General features: G+C 41.1%; 28 protein-coding genes and 1 pseudogene. 13 read left to right on the top strand and 16 right to left on the bottom strand.

All coding sequences use genetic code 11. From position 1 onward, the window contains the following. Positions 1-139: 139 nt before the first annotated feature. The 16 genes from ACU696_RS10535 to ACU696_RS10460 form a co-directional block, all read right to left on the bottom strand. A complete protein-coding gene (locus tag ACU696_RS10535) occupies positions 140-508 on the bottom strand; it encodes a RusA family crossover junction endodeoxyribonuclease (protein ID WP_196718623.1) in 369 nt (122 codons plus the stop codon). Continuing rightward, entirely contained in the window at positions 505-795 is a 291-nt protein-coding gene (locus ACU696_RS10530; RefSeq protein WP_196718624.1) for a DUF1364 domain-containing protein, read from the bottom strand. The genes ACU696_RS10535 and ACU696_RS10530 overlap by 4 nt, the downstream gene beginning before the upstream one ends. After that, positions 788-940 (bottom strand): hypothetical protein, encoded by a 153-nt coding sequence (locus ACU696_RS10525; protein ID WP_272680699.1) that lies wholly within the window; start codon positions 938-940, stop codon positions 788-790. Before ACU696_RS10525 ends, ACU696_RS10530 begins: the two co-directional genes overlap by 8 nt. 163 nt (positions 941-1103) lie before the next feature. Beyond that, positions 1104-1286, bottom strand: coding sequence for a hypothetical protein (locus ACU696_RS10520; protein WP_164561119.1), 183 nt, complete (start codon positions 1284-1286; stop codon positions 1104-1106). 10 nt (positions 1287-1296) lie between these two features. Then, on the bottom strand, positions 1297-1743 hold the full coding sequence (locus ACU696_RS10515; RefSeq protein WP_228367125.1) for a DUF1367 family protein: 447 nt from the start codon (positions 1741-1743) through the stop codon (positions 1297-1299). A gap of 9 nt (positions 1744-1752) precedes the next feature. Then, on the bottom strand, positions 1753-1989 hold the full coding sequence (locus tag ACU696_RS10510; RefSeq protein ID WP_272662733.1) for a hypothetical protein: 237 nt from the start codon (positions 1987-1989) through the stop codon (positions 1753-1755). Between the two features lie 23 nt (positions 1990-2012). Further along, positions 2013-2180, bottom strand: a complete 168-nt coding sequence (locus ACU696_RS10505) for a hypothetical protein (RefSeq protein ID WP_272662731.1) — start codon at positions 2178-2180, stop codon at positions 2013-2015. Then, on the bottom strand, positions 2177-2416 hold the full coding sequence (locus tag ACU696_RS10500) for a DUF551 domain-containing protein (RefSeq protein ID WP_272662729.1): 240 nt from the start codon (positions 2414-2416) through the stop codon (positions 2177-2179). The genes ACU696_RS10505 and ACU696_RS10500 overlap by 4 nt, the downstream gene beginning before the upstream one ends. Then, positions 2403-2672 carry a hypothetical protein gene (locus ACU696_RS10495; protein ID WP_272659250.1) on the bottom strand — a complete coding sequence of 90 codons (270 nt, stop codon included), beginning with the start codon at positions 2670-2672 and terminating at the stop codon, positions 2403-2405. The genes ACU696_RS10500 and ACU696_RS10495 overlap by 14 nt, the downstream gene beginning before the upstream one ends. Further along, positions 2672-2890, bottom strand: a complete 219-nt coding sequence (locus tag ACU696_RS10490) for a hypothetical protein (protein ID WP_447343088.1) — start codon at positions 2888-2890, stop codon at positions 2672-2674. The genes ACU696_RS10495 and ACU696_RS10490 overlap by 1 nt, the downstream gene beginning before the upstream one ends. A gap of 15 nt (positions 2891-2905) precedes the next feature. Next, positions 2906-3157, bottom strand: a complete 252-nt coding sequence (locus ACU696_RS10485) for a hypothetical protein (protein WP_180312443.1) — start codon at positions 3155-3157, stop codon at positions 2906-2908. Positions 3158-3182: 25 nt separating this feature from the next. Further along, positions 3183-4553, bottom strand: a complete 1371-nt coding sequence (locus ACU696_RS10480; protein WP_447343087.1) for a replicative DNA helicase — start codon at positions 4551-4553, stop codon at positions 3183-3185. Positions 4554-4555: 2 nt separating this feature from the next. Then, entirely contained in the window at positions 4556-5476 is a 921-nt protein-coding gene (locus ACU696_RS10475; RefSeq protein ID WP_283026867.1) for a replication protein, read from the bottom strand. After that, on the bottom strand, positions 5469-5636 hold the full coding sequence (locus tag ACU696_RS10470; RefSeq protein WP_447343086.1) for a hypothetical protein: 168 nt from the start codon (positions 5634-5636) through the stop codon (positions 5469-5471). Before ACU696_RS10470 ends, ACU696_RS10475 begins: the two co-directional genes overlap by 8 nt. 25 nt (positions 5637-5661) lie before the next feature. Continuing rightward, positions 5662-6006, bottom strand: coding sequence for a hypothetical protein (locus tag ACU696_RS10465; protein ID WP_369111359.1), 345 nt, complete (start codon positions 6004-6006; stop codon positions 5662-5664). A gap of 101 nt (positions 6007-6107) precedes the next feature. Further along, on the bottom strand, positions 6108-6293 hold the full coding sequence (locus ACU696_RS10460; protein ID WP_036960722.1) for a Cro/CI family transcriptional regulator: 186 nt from the start codon (positions 6291-6293) through the stop codon (positions 6108-6110). 107 nt (positions 6294-6400) lie between these two features. Here ACU696_RS10460 and ACU696_RS10455 point away from each other — a divergent pair, with 107 nt between their 5' ends. From ACU696_RS10455 to ACU696_RS10395, 13 genes and pseudogenes are all read left to right on the top strand, one after another. Continuing rightward, complete coding sequence (locus ACU696_RS10455) at positions 6401-7111, top strand: LexA family protein (protein WP_154600359.1); 711 nt, start codon at positions 6401-6403, stop codon at positions 7109-7111. A gap of 215 nt (positions 7112-7326) precedes the next feature. Continuing rightward, positions 7327-7614: a type II toxin-antitoxin system HigB family toxin gene (locus ACU696_RS10450; protein WP_447343085.1), complete on the top strand. Its 288-nt coding sequence runs from the start codon at positions 7327-7329 to the stop codon at positions 7612-7614. Then, on the top strand, positions 7611-8270 hold the full coding sequence (locus tag ACU696_RS10445; RefSeq protein WP_447343084.1) for a helix-turn-helix domain-containing protein: 660 nt from the start codon (positions 7611-7613) through the stop codon (positions 8268-8270). Before ACU696_RS10450 ends, ACU696_RS10445 begins: the two co-directional genes overlap by 4 nt. Positions 8271-8274: 4 nt before the next feature. Continuing rightward, positions 8275-8691, top strand: coding sequence for a hypothetical protein (locus tag ACU696_RS10440; RefSeq protein WP_447343083.1), 417 nt, complete (start codon positions 8275-8277; stop codon positions 8689-8691). A gap of 809 nt (positions 8692-9500) precedes the next feature. Further along, positions 9501-9701, top strand: coding sequence for an antirestriction Ral family protein (locus tag ACU696_RS10435; RefSeq protein WP_447343082.1), 201 nt, complete (start codon positions 9501-9503; stop codon positions 9699-9701). Positions 9702-10169: 468 nt separating this feature from the next. Continuing rightward, on the top strand, positions 10170-10331 hold the full coding sequence (locus tag ACU696_RS10430) for a hypothetical protein (RefSeq protein ID WP_447343081.1): 162 nt from the start codon (positions 10170-10172) through the stop codon (positions 10329-10331). Between the two features lie 60 nt (positions 10332-10391). Further along, entirely contained in the window at positions 10392-11003 is a 612-nt protein-coding gene (locus ACU696_RS10425) for an Nmad5 family putative nucleotide modification protein (RefSeq protein WP_447343080.1), read from the top strand. Positions 11004-11036: 33 nt separating this feature from the next. Next, positions 11037-11381: a hypothetical protein gene (locus tag ACU696_RS10420; protein ID WP_447343079.1), complete on the top strand. Its 345-nt coding sequence runs from the start codon at positions 11037-11039 to the stop codon at positions 11379-11381. A gap of 1 nt (position 11382) precedes the next feature. Beyond that, the gene (locus ACU696_RS10415) at positions 11383-11655 is read left to right on the top strand and encodes a hypothetical protein (protein WP_447343078.1); all 273 of its coding nucleotides are present in this window, start codon (positions 11383-11385) and stop codon (positions 11653-11655) included. A gap of 62 nt (positions 11656-11717) precedes the next feature. Further along, positions 11718-12143 (top strand): hypothetical protein, encoded by a 426-nt coding sequence (locus tag ACU696_RS10410; protein WP_447343077.1) that lies wholly within the window; start codon positions 11718-11720, stop codon positions 12141-12143. A 21-nt stretch (positions 12144-12164) separates the two neighbouring features. Beyond that, positions 12165-13094: pseudogene (locus ACU696_RS10405) on the top strand (cell envelope biogenesis protein TolA). Positions 13095-13178: 84 nt separating this feature from the next. Continuing rightward, positions 13179-13361 (top strand): hypothetical protein, encoded by a 183-nt coding sequence (locus tag ACU696_RS10400; protein ID WP_131679861.1) that lies wholly within the window; start codon positions 13179-13181, stop codon positions 13359-13361. A gap of 127 nt (positions 13362-13488) precedes the next feature. Further along, positions 13489-13704 carry a hypothetical protein gene (locus ACU696_RS10395; protein WP_447343076.1) on the top strand — a complete coding sequence of 72 codons (216 nt, stop codon included), beginning with the start codon at positions 13489-13491 and terminating at the stop codon, positions 13702-13704. Positions 13705-13716 lie beyond the last annotated feature (12 nt).

Genomic DNA, 13716 nt, shown 5'->3' with positions numbered 1-13716 from the left:
GTACGCTACGTGCTGCCGACCTTTGGTTGCTCTGCTATGCGGTACAACTTTTAAGATATTTCCTTCACTCTGGATAACGGCATAATGAAACCCGTGATCTGAATGCCAGCCTCTGGCCTTTTGTATTGCGTCACATAGGTTAAGTGTTAGCATCGTCTATCTCCCATATTGTGATATCCAGTGAGCCGCCCTTAACTCTCTCGCCACGCTTAATGCGAAAATCATCTATCTGTTCGTCGTCGTACCAAAAATTGGCGTGAGTAAGCGAATCGAAAACAGCTTTAGGCAAGTTATCGAGGTCTCTTTTTCGTTTATCTGGGGGATTTGCAGTGATGATTATTTTGATGCGGGAAGTGGTTTTGATATCTAGGTTTTGCTGCTCTATGTAATCTGTTACTTGTTTTCGGTAGCTTGTGCCTTTAGGTGATATGTAGTGCCTGCCTCTACAGTGTCGCCAGTAGGTATTGTTACTGGGTGGCCACGGTAATTTAAGGTGATATTCATTCATGCCTTAATCTTCCCCTCACTTTGCAATATAGCCTGAGTTCGAATAACTCCCTCTAGATGACATTGTTTTGCGTATTCAGCGTCCGTGATTCGCGTCCTGCGGTCTATTTCGTCATGACACCCACTACACGCCCAAGCTATAAATAAATCGCTAGACTTGCATCCTGTGCCACATAAACCAGCCATTCGATAATGAGCACCTACCACAGTTTCAGAATTTCCGTTACACACTCCTGGTATTCTGACTTGGCACTCTCTGCCCTTTGCTTCTTTGCGTAAGTTAGCCATACATAAACCCCATCGCTAAAGTGACAATCGAAAAAAATAGAATGACGTGTCTGGTTCGTATCTTGGATGGCTTATCTAGCCCTAAATATCGTTTTACCCATTCAGGGTTTTCTTTAAGTGCTTTGCGTAATGATTCCTTGCTCACTTTCTCGCCCTCCGCTTCTTAGCTGCTCGGTTTATCTTTGCGTGACCTGTAATGCGCTTAGTTGATGTGGGGTAGCTGTACCAACTCCGACTATGGTTGATAGACCATAAGGCGTTCTGTGATGCTAGTGATGCCATAGCGATTGCCATTTTTGATATGATATTCATCTCTCTTGCTGCTCCTTGTCGATTTCCTGTTGGCATATTTCTTGCGCCCTATCACCCGCGATAAGTTCTTTTGCTTTTGCAAATAGGTGCTTGTGCTTTGGAAGTGAGGATGTGTCATACCAAACACAGGCAACCAAATATCGACTGCTGATATACGCTATTTTCTGAATATGATTCATCTCTCTATCCTTAAAAGAATGTCAGCAACCGATTCTCAGTGATTTCATTGCATCCTCTGAAAATGTGTTTTATTGCTGCGTTAATCATGGCCTTGTAACAGCGTTCGAATTCATCTGGTTCCATGTTTGCAAATGACAGGCTCTTAGCCTCTGTACGCACATCACCGTTTAGCCTTACCGTTTGCTCATAAAATCCTGCAAGTATCGTCAAATCCTTCCTGAAGCGGTTAAATTGGCTATACTCGTCCATACAGTCGAGCCCTGCTTTATTTGCGCACCAGTGGTCGAAACAGAATTTGAAGAATACGAACATCTTTCGATGGAAAGCGGGGTTTCTTGTGAGCTTGGCGCTGAAGGTGTACATCTCGCCATTTTTGAATTTTGTTAAACGTGGTAGGTCGTGTTCGAATGCTGGTGCAAATATGCCATTGGCGCATTTGACCATTTCTATTTCCAAGTTAACCTCCTATTTTTTCCTGTCGAACTTCCTCATTTTCAATAATGTAACTCCGATTAATTTTATTCCTGTGTCATATCTATCAAACATGAAGTTTGCTAATTTCATGTTCAATATCAGCAAGTTTCTAATCATTGATAGCAGAAATAGTACGGGCAAGAGGATAAATACAACGACTGTAGCTATAGGGTTTCCCTTGTAACTCTCAATGAATTCTGCGAGTGGGCTTCTTTTCTTATCACTCACTGTTAGCTCTCCTGTTCCATCTATTATTTATTTAGGCCTTCCCAAGTCCATACCCATCCAAGTAAAATGTCGTGTCTTATCAGGCCTTTCATTTCGAGTGACTTTAATGTTCTAAGTGAGACATCTGGTTTTTTATTTCCCTTGCGAACTTCGCTTAATGCTATTTTCTGCTTTGTTGTTAGTCTCATCATTCACCCTCTTGCATTGGTGGGAGTGGGATGCTGTCTACATACATCCAGTGAGTTACGTTGAACTTTGATACCCATGCATCTTCATCAGCAAGCTGAAAAAACCTGTATGACTCCGCACAATCAACAATATCCAAGTAGTAAGTAAATTTTCTCAGCTTCCCGCTAGCAATAATTAGTAACGGCTTGCCTAGCTCGGGCATTTTGTCGGAACACTTAACCCAATTAGTTCCCTGCATTAGATGCCTCCCTCTGGCGAATTTTTTCTTGCAACGCTTTAAACTTCATCGTGTTAGCCAAATTCTCGATTTCCATTAATCGCAAATATGCTTTGCCGCGTGGTCTGTGCTTATCGGCTGCTAGCTCATGCTTAAAAAATATTGCATCTGTTCTTTGCCTGAAGTATTTAACGTTCGCATGGATGTATCGACCCGCTATAAATCTACCTTGGCGAAGGTACGCTTTGTTCAGCTCTGTTAACGTTGTTCCTTTCATCAATCAAACCTCCATATTTCCATTCGGTTGTAAAGTTCTCTGGAGTAAACTTCGTTATATGCTTTGCCTCTCGGCAAACATTTTTTTAGCTTTCTCTCTAAATGTTTTAGATTTGGGTTGCTCAATGGCTGCTTACTGCCTTCAAGTAAGTCATAGGCAATACCGCAATTATCTAAATCATTAAGCTCATAATCCTTGTGAAATAGAATGCCTTTCATCACTCAACACCTCGCTTAATTAATCGCTTTAAACTGGTAAAAATCATCGGCTGTTATTGCTGGAACCATGCAATTACCGAAAAGAATTTTTCCCTCTAGTGACTTGATAAATCTGAAATCCTTATACTCAGGTTTAGGCTGAATATTCACATCCATATCACTAGGAAATTCGTCATACTTTCCTAGCAAGTAGCACATAGCATCAGTCCATTCGTGCTTGTCTTTGTCAGTAAACATGTATTCTTGAAGAATTGCGTATCCGCTCATCTAGAAGTCCTTATGATTTGGTGTGTTACACGTCCGCGCCTTGGAATCGGCGTTGTTGAGGTTTGCTACTTTGTAGGCAGGCGTTAGCGGCTTCCATCTGGTCCACATCCATAAAGTGACCATTTTTGAATCTCTGGTATACGGTCCCTGTTTTCCCGAATCGGTTTTTGGTCACGATAATTTCAGCATATGGGGCCGCTGATGAGTTCTCGTTATAAACCGCATCACGGTAAAGCATGATGATAGAGTCGGCATCCTGCTCAATGCTGCCTGAGTCGCGCAAATCCCCATTAACAGGTCGTTTGTTTGGTCGCCTCTCAACATCGCGTGAAAGTTGGCTGAGTGAGATAACTGGGGTTAGTAACTCTTTAGCCATTCCCTTGAGATTTGATGAGATATAACCAATCGCCAAGTCGTTACGCTCTGCTTTCGGTTTCTCTATCAGGCCCAAGTAATCGACCAGAATTAATGCCAGTGATGGATATTGTTGTTTGTGGCGTTTTGCTATGGCCCTGATTTGGTCCACGTCGAGTTTACTTGCATCGACAACCCATACATCCAAATCTTGGACCCTACCGATACCATTTGAAACTCTGGCCCATCCTTCATCATCCATTTTTGCAGGGTTTCTCAGTGATGAAACTGATAGGCCCGATGCCCCAGCAATTTGACGCTCCATGATTTGGCGTGAACTCATTTCCATTGAGAAAATCAGAACGCCCTTCTTATGGCCCGTTTTTTTATCGACTTGTGAAGCTACTCCCTCAGTTACCCGTAATGCAAACTCGGTTTTACCCGTTGCAGGACGGGCCGCAACGATAACGAGATCCACTGCGTTGATACCGCCAGTAATTTCATCGAGTTCAGGAATTCCAGTTTTCAGCGTGTCTGACTCATCTCCATTAGTTAGGCGTTGCTCTAACACCTCTGTAAAATCGGCTATCAGGTCCTTGGTGTGTACTGGTTTAATTTCATCGTTAGCGGCCCGTAGTTCGTTGGCCTTTTTGATGAGTTGGTCCATTGCTTCGGCGGCTGCGTCAATCGTTCCTGATTCGATAATGTGACGGTGTTGGTCCATCAAGCTAATCATTTCACGTCGATTGTGATTATCGGTCACCATCGTAGCGTAGCCTTTCAAGTTTGCTGCGCTAGGGCAGTTCTTTGCGGCTTCCATGATGTCAGCGAAATGCTTATCACCCATTGCCTCGGCAACCATCATTAAATCAATCATGCCGCGAGTTTTGGCTTGTTTCTGAATAACTTTGTAGGTTTCTCGGTAGAAATGAGATCCGAATGCTTCTGGTTTTAAAGTGGCGAGTACATCTGATGCGTTGAGTGTTAGTCCGTCTTTCAGCAAGCCACCAATCACGCTTGCTTCGATTTGGTTATTGACCATTGTTATCTCCCTGTCAGTTTCGGGCTTCCCTCACGGACTGCCGTTAGTGTTGCCTCTCGCATTAAATAATCGATGTCTGCGGTCCATCCTGAGTCGCTATCACCAAAATAAAACGGCTTAGCCAGTCTAACGAATGCCTTGACGTATGAGCGCCATCCATCAACGTTCTGAGTTGCCAGTTTAGGGATTATTTTCTTCAGGCCACGTTTACGCTTTTCAGTCACGTCGATAGCGTGAGGCAATCTGTCTCCCACCACTTCGTTGTAGGCGTTTAAATATTCCTGATAGTTGATTCTGACTGGTGAACGCTTTTTAGGTTTATCAGCGCTCTCACCATTCCCCTCTTGAGGGGTAAGGGGAGTATTTATATCTTGTTCTTTAACTTCTAATTCTAATAACTTCTTATTCTGTTTCACCTCGTTTATCACGAAGTTTGTCACCTTATCACCACTTGAAGCGTTGGTATCACTAGGTTTGATTGTCACCTCTTTAGTTACCTGCTTTGTCACCTCAAAATTAGCCTGATATTGACTATAATTTGTAATGGTAATTACTGTCCCGTGGCGGGTTCCAGAGCGAGAAATCATGCCTTCACTTTCAAAAAAATCTAGCATATCACGGACCTGTTTTTCCGTTTTCTCTTTCCCTTTGGGATCCTTTAACTTTCTAGCTAATACACCCGCCTTTGTGACTAACTGGCCCTCGCGAAGATCCCAAGAAATACCACTAAATTCGACTCTCTTCGGCTTGTGTCTGGCTTGGCCTAATAACCTAATCCAAAGGGATAACTTCGCTGTATCTTCTGCCCAGCTTGCATTTAGTAGACTTCTGAATATCGCAACATGACCCAGTTTAGAGTTATCCATGCGCGAACTCCCAGTATGGTTCTTGTTGCCAAAATCAGCGTATGCAACGTTACTCATGCCGTTTCCCTCCAGTGACTTCCTGACGATGCTCAAGCCGTAATTTTGCATCTTCCAATGCTGACCTGAGTGCCTTAGCTCCCTGCTCAGTGACCGAGCGATTAGCCCGATCACGCATGACGTTTTTATGCACAGCGCTGTAATTAAATTTGTTTTTCATGTATAATTACTCCTGCTTACGAAAATTAAATTAGCTCCATCTGAGCCTCATCGGTTGCCGCCTTTGAGGTTTTTCTTTTTAGCTTCCCGTTATACTCAAGCACTTTGATAATCTGCTCTGCATAGTCACCTTCAATCACTACGCTTCTAGACTTCTCAGGCATTGATACAGCTTCAGTAGGTAAGCCATAACGAGCTATAGCCTTACAAGCCAAGCTGAATATGCGACTCTTCTCTCTACTAGCTGAACTCGGGTGAATACCCATTGCTTTAGCGAACCCGTCATTTCCATCTTTAAACATCATTTGAAAGAAATAGGTTTCGAGTGTTTCTGGTTTACATGTGATTTTGATATTTTTTGCTGTGTCCATTTGTTAAATTCCTTTTGACGTAGTTAGTCCGTTGCTCACGATCCTGTGAGTTAAGTTTGCACACGATGCATGTGCGGATTGATTATTAAAGAGCGAGTGAATTACTTTTTACTGCTAGGGAATGGTTTAATTTCAATTGCCTGAACACCATTCTCTGTTGATGTTAATAAAATATTTCTACCCTCTCTTAGGGCTTTGCTAATTGCGGTCTGATGAACCCCAATTAAAGATGCTGCTTTTTCCTGACTGTTTTCTTTTACAAACTCAGATAAGGGAATTCTTTCCATGGTTAATCTCCTTTCTATTCCACAACGCAATAATACTGAAAGTATTAATAAAGGTCAATACATATGGTATTAACACTTTTAATAGCATTGGTATTAGAATTGACGCTATGAGTTCTAAAAATAAATTGACGACAGAACAGCTTGCCGATGCTAATCGACTAAAAGCTTTGTATGAGTCCAAGAAAAAAACACTAGGCATTACTCAACAGCAAATTGCTGATATGTTGGATATTAGCCAGGGTGGTGTTGGTCATTATCTGAATGGAAGAAACCCACTTAATGTTCAGATTGCCTCTGTTTTCTCTAATATACTTCAAGTCCCTATCAGTGACTTTAGTCCGGTTTTAGCTAAAGAAGCAGAGATGATCACAAATGCGCTATCGCCTAACGTGTCAAACCCTAGACCATATAGACCTGCACCTAAATACCCTGTAATTAGCTGGGTGCAAGCTGGGTCATGGAACGAAGCATGTGAGCCTTACACGTTAGATCAGATTGATGAGTGGTATGAATCAGAAGTGCACGTGCAAGGCGCTGCGTTTTGGCTGAGAGTTGAAGGTGACTCAATGACGGCATCATCAGGACAAAGTGTGCCAGAGGGATCGCTAGTATTGGTTGATACAGGTAGAGAGCCAATAAATAATAGTTTGGTAATAGCGAAACTGACTGATTCAAACGAAGCCACATTCAAAAAACTGGTTATTGATGGCGGTCAGAAATTCTTAAAAGGCTTAAATCCAGCGTGGCCTATAACGCCAATCAATGGCAATTGTAAGATCATCGGAGTGGCTGTTCAGATGATGATGAAGTTAGTTTAGTGACCTGACGAAACGTTTTAAATGAAGAAACTGCTAGAGCTGATATCCAACGCTAACATAATGATACTGCTAGTTATTATTGCTGTTCTGGATATCATTCTATTGTTACTGATTGCTTTTGATGCCTGACGACACGTTTTAGGGTGTGGGAAAAATAACATTTCCCATTTTGGGAAAAACCATATAAGATTGAATAAAGGCTTGAGTTAGGTGCTATGAGAATAATAGGAAAAGAAAAGATCATTGCCTTTTACACAAAGCATAATCAAGCTAGGGCTCCTTTAGAATCATGGCATGATGAAGCTGTAAGATCTAAATGGAAAACCTCGCATGATATTAAAACCAAGTACTCATCTGCAAGTTTTTTAGCCAAAAACCGTGTTGTTTTCAATATAAAAGGCAATGATTTTAGGCTCGTAGTTCAAATTATCTACGCAAATGATATGGTAATAATTGAAAAAGTTGGAACTCATGCAGAATATGATAAATGGGGGCTAAAATGAATGAATTTACACCTCGACTAATAAAGAATGATGATGATCTTCAGTTATTTATGATGAGGATTATTGATCTTGCGGAGAGCAACCCAGTAGAGGGCACGAAAGAATTCGATGAGCTTGAATTGCTTGGTATTCTTATAGAGCACTATGAAAACAAGAACTACCCCATTTCAAAACCAGATCCTATTGATGCAATAAAATTCAGAATGGAGCAGCAAGGATTAACAAATAAAGATATGACGCAATTCATAGGTTCTTTATCTAAAGTATCTGAAGTGTTAAATAGAAAAAGACCACTAAGCTTATCGATGATAAGGCGTCTACATGATGGTCTTGGCATACCTGCTGATATACTAATTCAGGACATAAATGACGTTGAATGGCTTGAAATAGATGCAAAGTTAACATCTGAAAAATTTAATTGCTCTATTAATTCTGAAACCTATAGCCAATATATCAATGGAAACTCATTATCTCTAATGAAAAAACTCGGCACATCGATAAAAAAACATGTAACGGATTACATTTCTGACGTACGCCATGAAAAATTAAAATTCAATGAAAGTGATAAACTTGTGATACAAAATTATCGTCAGGCTAGCGTGCCAGAATTAAAAGAAGATGAATCTACCAGTTATAACTACTGCCTTATTGGATAAGAACATGAAGATAAAACTTACTAATAAGAGAGTGCACAAACTCTCTATAGAACCTATCGAGAAAGAAAAAAAAACGAAGAAAGATAAAAAAGAAAATCTACAACAAGAATTTTCTTTCGAAGACCAGCTTTTTATAAATAAAAATGACAATAAAAAGGTAAGAATCAGATACATAGTTAACCTAATCGTTGAAAATATTTTTTCTTTGTACTTAGAATATGATTTTGACTTTGATACAGATACTGAAGTGGATAATACCTTTAAGGATTCGCCAGAATTAAAAACTTCGATTCCTAGTTACACATATCCTTATATTAAATCTTTTATAGAAACAGTGGTTGCTAGTTGCGACTATCCAAAAATACAAATACCCACGATTAATTTTTATGATCTAGATGATGATGTTAAAGTAGAAGGTTGATTTTCATTTAACACTCTAGCCCATAAGCCCTCCCCGCGAGGGCTTTTTTGTGCCCGCAATTCCCCGTAAGTGTGATTTTCCTCGCAAGATAAATAATTTTTGAAAATAAATTCCGTTTAAATTCAATCAAGTAATACTTTTGGTATTTATTTTAATATCATTAGTATTGACCGTGATTAATACCTTTAGTATTATTAATTTCATCAAAGGCAAGCAGCATGAAATATACGCCGAGTTCTTTAACAATTTGGATATCACACCTGATGCTGAGCAGAGAGATCTGCGTAACTCAGTTCCCTGACAATCCCCAGCCTTCAAGGGGGCATGGCATTCTCTGGCAAGCGGCGGACAGTGTCGGGTGTGAGCTAACTTTGGGATTGGTGGTTACTGGTGATACCAGTTAGTAAATGGAGAGGCGGTCATGATGTCAGTGGCAGCAAGCTAAAAGTCTCTAGCGAAAATATCCATTCAGCTGAAAGCAGCGAGCGGGACAATAATCACCCGCCACCAATCACCAAAGTTAACTCGGAGGAAATATGAACTCTAAGAAACGACAGGAAAGACGACGCAAGGCATGGATTGCTGAGCGTAGAAATAATCCACACACGGCATATAACGGCACGGACTGCCCGATAGCAAACTTGGTACTGGAACTCAAATCAGCACCAGACACACGCAAACAACAACGGCTACGCAAGCCGATTATGAGTGATGGAAGCATCACAGCAAGGGGATAGATATGGAAGACGATATCGAAGAATTCGACGAGCATCCAGACGATGACATGAGTCAATATCAGGATTATCCGTATGAATACGACTATTGACACTAGCAAATGGTGTAGCCAGTTCAAAAAATGCAAAGGCTGCAAACTTGATGCTGAGTGCATGGTTAAACCAGAGGAAATGGCTCTAGTGAAGGAAAACGGAGTAATTATTGATAAATGGGCAATACGCACTACCAAAATGATAGCAAGAGAGCTTGAGAATCAGAAAAGCATGCACAGTTAACTAATTACAGTCCATTAGGGTGGGCTGTGGTGAGATAGCTCTTTTGACAGCACGACAATAAACCAAAGGCGATAAATCGGTCTCGCCATAGATGTAAGTACCGTTTGAATCGGAGGATTTATGTAGTGATTAAATTTAACGTATCTGAATAAATTAAAGTGATCGGTGCCATGGTCTGTGAGACCCGCAGCCTAGAGCGATATCTAGGCAACTAACCAGAGTTCATCACTTAGTGGGCTGTGGTGAGTAACTAGGGGGGAATATGAACTCCAAACAAAGATGGAATTTAAAACGACGTGAAGCATGGATCTCCGAGCGTAGAAATAATCCACACACGGCATATAACGGCACGGACTGCCCGATAGCAAACTTGGTACTGGAACTCAAATCAGCACCAGACACACGCAAGCAACCACGGCTTCGCAAGCCGATTATGAGTGATGGAAGCATCACAGCAAGGGGATGAATATGTCAACTTTCGAGTTACTTTCTAAAAACTGCAAGAAGAGGCAGTTGGAGTACATGGAGCTAGCTAAGAGATATAGAGAATACAAAAAAATTCGCAACGATTTAGTGAAAATAGCATTAATGATGCGCCGCCACGCTCGTGAATGGGCAGCTATGAGTTAACTAATTACAGTCCATCGTGGTGGGCTGTGGTGAGTTGATTAATAGATAGGAGATAGAGATATGACTCGTTTAACAAATAGCTTGAAAGAAGTTATCACGCAAAACGCATTAGAGAAATCAGGCGTTATCCAGCAACAAAAAGAGTTAGACCTAGAATATAACAAATTAGCTTTAGAAGTGCGTATTGAAGCGCTTGGTGGCAAGGAAAAAGCCGACAAAGCAGAATCTCTCCACCAAGAGCTAGTGAAAAAGTCAGATGAACTCAATCAGCTTACTGATGGTTGTGTTTATATCTACAATGATACTGATTACAAAATATTTCCATCATTTGGCGGCATGAGAAAAAGGCTTAACTACGGAATCAATACCAGCACTCAACTCCTGACTCCAGATGAATCAAAATGCAGATTTGCCGCTGACCATCTGCTAAGTATTAAATTTTTAGAACTGGAAGAAAAGAAATCCAAGTTAGATAAAAAATACTGCGAAGTTAAAGTGAATGTTAGCACCGCATTAAAATCATGCACCACCGTAAAACGTCTATTAGCCATCTGGCCTGAAGCTAAAGAGTTATTACCGAAAGATGTTGAAAAAGCATCGGTTCAATTACCCGCACTTAAAGTTGAAAAGCTAAATGAAATTATCGGATTGCCAACTGAAAAAGCAGCTTAACTAGCATCGTGTTTAGTTAATAACGGAGGGAGTATGACAGATAAGTATTTGTGCTTTTCTTGCGATAAGGAATTAAGTGATTCAAGTAAAGCGTTCGTTTTTGATGTTGATTATAGCGAAAACCCGTGCGCTGAAAATTCGGAACATTGTAGTGAAGAATGCTTTTATCGTTCAACTGGCAGGGCTAGTGAGTATCGCAAGATTCTAGAAAGAAGAGAGTTACGAGATAATTTCGCAATGGCAGCTATGCAGGGAGACTGGTCAGCTCAGGATGGCGAAGTTGGATATTATGTAGACAATATCCCTGATGATGGTTTAATTAAGAGAGCTGAACTTTACTACCGCATGGCAGATGCAATGTTAAAGGCTAGGGGGTGATATGGAGTTTAAGCATAGTCCAGCACCGTGGATGGCTACAAAAAGAGAGTTTTTCATAGAGTTATATGATGACAACGGAAGTTATGTTGGATTGACTAACTCTACAGCCAACGCCCGCCTAATCTCGGCAGCACCAGAGTTATTAGAGACTTTGATTGAGGTTGTTGAAATGCAATCAAAAAACTACGGAAACGGCATGGTTACTCACATGCAGTTAGCTAATCTAGCTAAAAAAGCAAAAATTGTAATAGAAAAAGCCCTCGGTCAGCAGTAACCCACCACTTAATCATTCATATCGCTATTAATAGTGAGGAATACGCACATAAGGAATTAATTATGAGTAACTTCGGATATTGCGAAGGAGACACCTGTTTGCGTAATAGGTGCCAAGGAACCATAGAACGACATCCAGTGAATAATTGCTCTTGTCATTTAAGTGCGCCTTGCAACGCATGTACAGCACCTAGCGGATACTGCGATGAGTGCGGATGGGAAGAATCAGAAGATGAAATCATTAATGACTATGTTGTCAGTACAGACAAAGTTACTGGAGCTTATCGCTCATGGGAGCCTAGAAAATTAGACCCGACAAAATTGGATTACTACAGCAAGCCACACTCAAGCTGCTCAATGATTAAAGAAGGTGTTTATCCAGAGGGAATGGATAAAGAAGAAGTTAGGAAAGAAGTCATTGGCACGTTTGGCGGTAGGTTTGAGCACTTTGGTAATGGAAAATTTAAATTTATAGCCTACACGGATTAACGCACATAAGGAACATAGGAAATGGCAAATGAATTAGTCGTAATTGAGAAATCAAAGGCGCTTGATGTTTTCAAGTCATCAAATAGCGTCGAAGATATTATTAGCAAAATTGAGAGCGATGTTAACTCATTTGTTAATGATGTTAATACTGACAAGGGTCGAAAAGAAATCAAGTCTCTTGCGTACAGGGTTGCACAGTCGAAAACTTATCTCGATGGACTTGGCAAAGACTTAGTCGCAGAGCTGAAGGAAATCCCTAAGCTTATAGATGCCAACCGAAAGACAGTACGTGACCGACTTGACGCTCTACGCGATAAAGTTCGTCAGCCACTTACTGAGTGGGAGACTTAGCAAGATAGAATAAAAGCAGAACAGCAAATGTTAGCGTGGCACGAAGAAGCGCTAGAAATGAATGCCGCATTCGATAAAGCACTTGCTGAGCGTATCGAGTCAGACCATGAAATCGCCCTGCTCATGAATGAGAAATTCGACCGTGATATAGCAGAGGCTAAAGCCGAAGCTGAACGCCAGCGCATTGCTCACGAAGAAGAGTTGAAGCGACAAGCAGCAGAGCAAGCAAGATTAGAAGCCGAACGAAAAGCGAAGCAAGAAATCGAAGCAGCAGCACAGCGCGAACGCGAAGCAAAAGAAGCCGCCGAACGCGCAGAGCGTGAAAAGCAGGAAGCTATTCAACGTGCCGAGCGCGATAAACAAGCCGCTATAGAAGCTGAGCGTAAGAAAGCGCAAGAAGCTGAACAAGCGCGATTAGCAGAAGAAGAACGTAAGCGTCAGGAAGATGCTAAACGCCAGGAAGATAAAGAACATCGCCGTGTATTTAATCAAGAGGCATTGAAAGCCTTAGTCAGTAACGGATTTGATGAAAAATTAGCGACTGAATTTATTAAGCTAGTTGCAAGTAACCAAATCCCCCACATGACAATGAATTACTAATACCCACCGCACCAACACCAGAACACTTTCAATAACAATCGCTATCGCAAGATACGTGAGGATTTCGCTCATCCAGAGGTAAGCATGAATATTGATAAATACAAACTTTGTTTAGCTCAACAGCAAGCTGGAATTGCACGTTATCTCAAGGATGAGAACGGATGGAGCGAAGCAAACGAAACATTAAAAACAGCATACGGAGTACAGCATGAACGCAAAGCAGAAACACGCAAAACAGCAGATATTCACCCTACTTCGCGAATCTGAAATGACTGAGAAGCAAATCGAATTGTTATTTGCTGATTGGAAATTTAAACAGCAATGCGAAAAGACAAATCGCATTTTACATCAAGTTAATACTCGTGGAACGTATGCATTCACGTAAGGACGCAGCATGAGAATTTCAGAGTATGAAAACTTCGTCACCATTCCAGACCGTGAGCACATAGCAAATCAGGATGATGAGCTAACTAATGAAATGGCTCAGCGGTTTTATGATGCGGTCATGGATGAAACTCCGCATCTAATACAAAAACTTAATGAATCTGAACTTAATGGCATTTGGAATGGATTATTTAAAGCCGCTAAGTCTGAAAACTTACTGAGATAATCAAAGGGAAAA

Source organism: Providencia sp. PROV_01, assembly GCF_053098325.1.
The sequence above is the reverse complement of the archived record's forward strand: the minus strand, read 5'-3'. Positions and strand labels throughout refer to the sequence as shown.

What these genes read in the sequence shown, in the direction of transcription:
- ACU696_RS10420 (WP_447343079.1), top strand. Translation starts at nt 11,037, where the DNA reads ATGACAGATAAGTATTTGTGCTTTTCTTGCGATAAGGAATTAAGTGAT.
- ACU696_RS10410 (WP_447343077.1), top strand. Translation starts at nt 11,718, where the DNA reads ATGAGTAACTTCGGATATTGCGAAGGAGACACCTGTTTGCGTAATAGG.
- ACU696_RS10495 (WP_272659250.1), bottom strand. Translation starts at nt 2,672, where the DNA reads ATGAAAGGAACAACGTTAACAGAGCTGAACAAAGCGTACCTTCGCCAA.
- ACU696_RS10460 (WP_036960722.1), bottom strand. Translation starts at nt 6,293, where the DNA reads ATGGAAAGAATTCCCTTATCTGAGTTTGTAAAAGAAAACAGTCAGGAA.
- ACU696_RS10520 (WP_164561119.1), bottom strand. Translation starts at nt 1,286, where the DNA reads ATGAATCATATTCAGAAAATAGCGTATATCAGCAGTCGATATTTGGTT.
- ACU696_RS10530 (WP_196718624.1), bottom strand. Translation starts at nt 795, where the DNA reads ATGGCTAACTTACGCAAAGAAGCAAAGGGCAGAGAGTGCCAAGTCAGA.
- ACU696_RS10535 (WP_196718623.1), bottom strand. Translation starts at nt 508, where the DNA reads ATGAATGAATATCACCTTAAATTACCGTGGCCACCCAGTAACAATACC.
- ACU696_RS10415 (WP_447343078.1), top strand. Translation starts at nt 11,383, where the DNA reads ATGGAGTTTAAGCATAGTCCAGCACCGTGGATGGCTACAAAAAGAGAG.
- ACU696_RS10455 (WP_154600359.1), top strand. Translation starts at nt 6,401, where the DNA reads ATGAGTTCTAAAAATAAATTGACGACAGAACAGCTTGCCGATGCTAAT.
- ACU696_RS10465 (WP_369111359.1), bottom strand. Translation starts at nt 6,006, where the DNA reads ATGGACACAGCAAAAAATATCAAAATCACATGTAAACCAGAAACACTC.
- ACU696_RS10470 (WP_447343086.1), bottom strand. Translation starts at nt 5,636, where the DNA reads ATGAAAAACAAATTTAATTACAGCGCTGTGCATAAAAACGTCATGCGT.
- ACU696_RS10440 (WP_447343083.1), top strand. Translation starts at nt 8,275, where the DNA reads ATGAAGATAAAACTTACTAATAAGAGAGTGCACAAACTCTCTATAGAA.
- ACU696_RS10400 (WP_131679861.1), top strand. Translation starts at nt 13,179, where the DNA reads ATGAATATTGATAAATACAAACTTTGTTTAGCTCAACAGCAAGCTGGA.
- ACU696_RS10500 (WP_272662729.1), bottom strand. Translation starts at nt 2,416, where the DNA reads ATGCAGGGAACTAATTGGGTTAAGTGTTCCGACAAAATGCCCGAGCTA.
- ACU696_RS10485 (WP_180312443.1), bottom strand. Translation starts at nt 3,157, where the DNA reads ATGAGCGGATACGCAATTCTTCAAGAATACATGTTTACTGACAAAGAC.
- ACU696_RS10435 (WP_447343082.1), top strand. Translation starts at nt 9,501, where the DNA reads ATGAATACGACTATTGACACTAGCAAATGGTGTAGCCAGTTCAAAAAA.
- ACU696_RS10395 (WP_447343076.1), top strand. Translation starts at nt 13,489, where the DNA reads ATGAGAATTTCAGAGTATGAAAACTTCGTCACCATTCCAGACCGTGAG.
- ACU696_RS10505 (WP_272662731.1), bottom strand. Translation starts at nt 2,180, where the DNA reads ATGATGAGACTAACAACAAAGCAGAAAATAGCATTAAGCGAAGTTCGC.
- ACU696_RS10490 (WP_447343088.1), bottom strand. Translation starts at nt 2,890, where the DNA reads ATGAAAGGCATTCTATTTCACAAGGATTATGAGCTTAATGATTTAGAT.
- ACU696_RS10425 (WP_447343080.1), top strand. Translation starts at nt 10,392, where the DNA reads ATGACTCGTTTAACAAATAGCTTGAAAGAAGTTATCACGCAAAACGCA.
- ACU696_RS10450 (WP_447343085.1), top strand. Translation starts at nt 7,327, where the DNA reads ATGAGAATAATAGGAAAAGAAAAGATCATTGCCTTTTACACAAAGCAT.
- ACU696_RS10475 (WP_283026867.1), bottom strand. Translation starts at nt 5,476, where the DNA reads ATGAGTAACGTTGCATACGCTGATTTTGGCAACAAGAACCATACTGGG.
- ACU696_RS10430 (WP_447343081.1), top strand. Translation starts at nt 10,170, where the DNA reads ATGTCAACTTTCGAGTTACTTTCTAAAAACTGCAAGAAGAGGCAGTTG.
- ACU696_RS10445 (WP_447343084.1), top strand. Translation starts at nt 7,611, where the DNA reads ATGAATGAATTTACACCTCGACTAATAAAGAATGATGATGATCTTCAG.
- ACU696_RS10480 (WP_447343087.1), bottom strand. Translation starts at nt 4,553, where the DNA reads ATGGTCAATAACCAAATCGAAGCAAGCGTGATTGGTGGCTTGCTGAAA.